The organism is Priestia veravalensis (assembly GCF_001457055.1).
Taxonomy (GTDB): Bacteria; Bacillota; Bacilli; order Bacillales; family Bacillaceae_H; genus Priestia; species Priestia flexa.
On the sequence record NZ_KQ758749.1, the window covers coordinates 1 to 2894 of the forward strand.

The following is a 2894-nucleotide window of genomic DNA, read 5'->3' on the forward strand; positions in this document are numbered from 1 at the left end:
ATTTTGTATGGTAACTTTATTTTATCAGAAGTGGTCCTTATTTTAATGTAAAAATAAACAAAGCCGGTGACATTTTACTCGTCGTAAAATGTCACTGGCTTTTTCGGTTCAGAGGAGGGTTTTGTCCCAGCCTCGTTATTTTAATTTAATTCATAATTAAGTTTTTATTCTATTTAGATTTAATATTTCCCCTATGAATATGCATTGTTATAACAAGCTTGCTTTTAGCTATGCTTTTAGCAACTTTGCATTAATTGCCACAATAATGGTACTCAGGGACATTAACACAGCACCCACTGCTGGACTTAGTACAATTCCTATTTTATAAAAAACACCTGCTGCTAAGGGAATAGCAATTATGTTGTATCCAGCAGCCCACCACAAATTTTGGATCATTTTCCGGTAGGTTTTTTTAGATAAATCAATAATAGAAACAACATCTTTAGGATCGCTGTCCACTAAAATAACATCTGCTGTCTCAATAGCTACATCTGTTCCAGCACCGATTGCAATTCCTAAATCTGAATTAGCTAAAGCCGGCGCATCATTCACTCCATCTCCTGTCATAGCTACTTTCTTTCCTTGTTGTTTAACTTCCTTGATCCTATCAGCTTTTTCGTGAGGAAGCACTTCTGCATATACTTTATCTAATCCAACCTGTTTGCCCACATATTGAGCTACTTGATTATTATCTCCTGTTAGCATTATCGACTCTATATCCATTTCTTTAAGCTTTTCTACTGCTTGTTTTGCACTTTCTCGGACTTGGTCTGCTAATGCGACCATTCCAATGTATCTCTGGTTTTCCAATACAAAAATAACTGTTTTTCCATCTTTTGATAATTCGGTATATTTTTCATGAGGATAAGAAATTTTTAATTCATTAATATAGCCTGGACTAACAGAAAGAATGTCCTTTCCATTTACTTTTCCTTTAATCCCCTTACCTGTCATATACTCAAACTCTTCAGGCTGTTTAATTGTAACGCCTTTTTCTTTAGCACTTCTTACTATTCCTTTTGCAATCGGATGCTCAGATTGCCCCTCCAGCGATGCAATAAGGCTTAATAAATCTGTTTCTGTATATCCTTTTTCTAATACAATATCAGTGATACCAAATTCTCCTTTTGTCAGAGTGCCAGTTTTATCAAAAACCACTGCATTAATATTTCGTGCTTCTTCAAAGTGCATTCTATTACGAATCAAAAGGCCTTTTTTAGCCGAGATAGCAGTTGAAATAGAAATTACTAATGGTACAGCTAGGCCTAATGCGTGAGGGCAAGCAATAATCATTACGGTAACCATTCTTTCTAAAGCAAAGTTAAATCCATAACCTAACACTAACCAAGCAAACAAAGTTAAAAACCCTGCTGCTAATGCAATATAAAATAACCACTTTGCAGCTCTATTTGATAAATCTTGTGTTTTAGACCGTGATTCTTGAGCTTCTTTCACCATTTTTACGACTTGGGAAAGATAACTTTCTTCCCCTGTCTTTTCTACAGATACCGTTAAAGAGCCTTCTCCATTAACTGATCCACCTGTAACCGGTTCTCCTATCTTTTTTTCAACTGGCACAGATTCACCTGTTAACATTGATTCGTCAATGGTTGATTGCCCTTTTTTGATGACTCCATCAACAGGTACTCTCTCTCCTGGTTTAATTAATATTTCATTTCCATGTTTTAATTCAGAAACTGTTATATCTGTTATTTGCCCATCTTTATCTATAAGATGAGCTTCAGAAGGTAATAATTTTACCAGTTCTTCTAATGCACTAGATGCTCCCATAATAGATCTCATTTCAAGCCAATGGCCTAATAGCATAATATCAATTAGCGTCACAAGCTCCCAAAAGAAATCCATTCCTTCTAAAATAAAAACCGTTAAGGCACTATAAACATAAGCGACAATGATCGCTAATGCAATTAATGTCATCATACCAAGGTTTCGTTGTTTTATTTCATCTGCGGCGCCTTTTAAAAAAGGGTAACCTCCATAAAAGAAGACAAAAGTTGATAAAGCAAACAACAAATATGAATCAAATGTAAATCCCCAATCAACTCCTAACAATGAATGAATCATGGGAGACAAAAAGAAAACTGGGATACTAACGATTAATGAAATGTAGAAACGCTTCTTGAAATCTTCTACCATATGTCCATGGTGATGCGAATGACCGTTATGTTCTTTTCCCTCATGTGAATGTTCATGGGTATGGTGGCTATGAGTATCATGACTACAGATTTCATGATTATGAGTCTTTTGCACAGTTGAGACCTCCAAGGGTTAGAATGTAGGAATAAATTATATATTCGTTAATCTACCCTTATTTTCAAAAAAAAAGCAATTTCTCATAAAAACAATGTGAATGAGTTATACGGGAGATAATTAAGTGAGGATCTAAATGTTATTTACAACTCTCGTCTATATACAGAGAATTATTGCAATAAAAAAATGTGGGACATCGAATAAATTTACTTCGATGACACCACATTATGCTTAATTTATTTATGAGGAAGGCGAGTTTTTATTATAAGAAACATCATAATAAGGATGAATCGCTGTACCTTTTAATCTGCGAATCACGATTAGGCTTATACCTAACATAATAAGTACTAAAGAAACTACCTGTGCTATCCTTAAACTATCTGTCAACATGAGACTATCAGTTCTTAAACCCTCTATAAAGAATCGTCCTACAGAGTACCATGTAAGATAAGATAAAAACACTTCTCCTCTTTTAACATTAACTTTCCTTAAGAAAATTAAGATGACAAACCCTATTAGGTTCCATATAGATTCGTATAAGAAGGTTGGATGATAATAGGCTCCATTTATATACATTTGATCACTAGCGTCGCATAAATTTTAACTGAATTTTCTGTTTTCTT

At 34.3% G+C, this 2894-nt stretch carries 1 protein-coding gene and 1 pseudogene; both read right to left on the reverse strand.

All coding sequences use genetic code 11. From position 1 onward, the window contains the following. Positions 1-228 precede the first annotated feature (228 nt). Entirely contained in the window at positions 229-2271 is a 2043-nt protein-coding gene (locus AS180_RS21075) for a heavy metal translocating P-type ATPase (protein ID WP_062687459.1), read from the reverse strand. A 240-nt stretch (positions 2272-2511) separates the two neighbouring features. Beyond that, positions 2512-2853: pseudogene (locus AS180_RS21985) on the reverse strand (prolipoprotein diacylglyceryl transferase family protein); the annotation flags it as partial. Positions 2854-2894 lie beyond the last annotated feature (41 nt).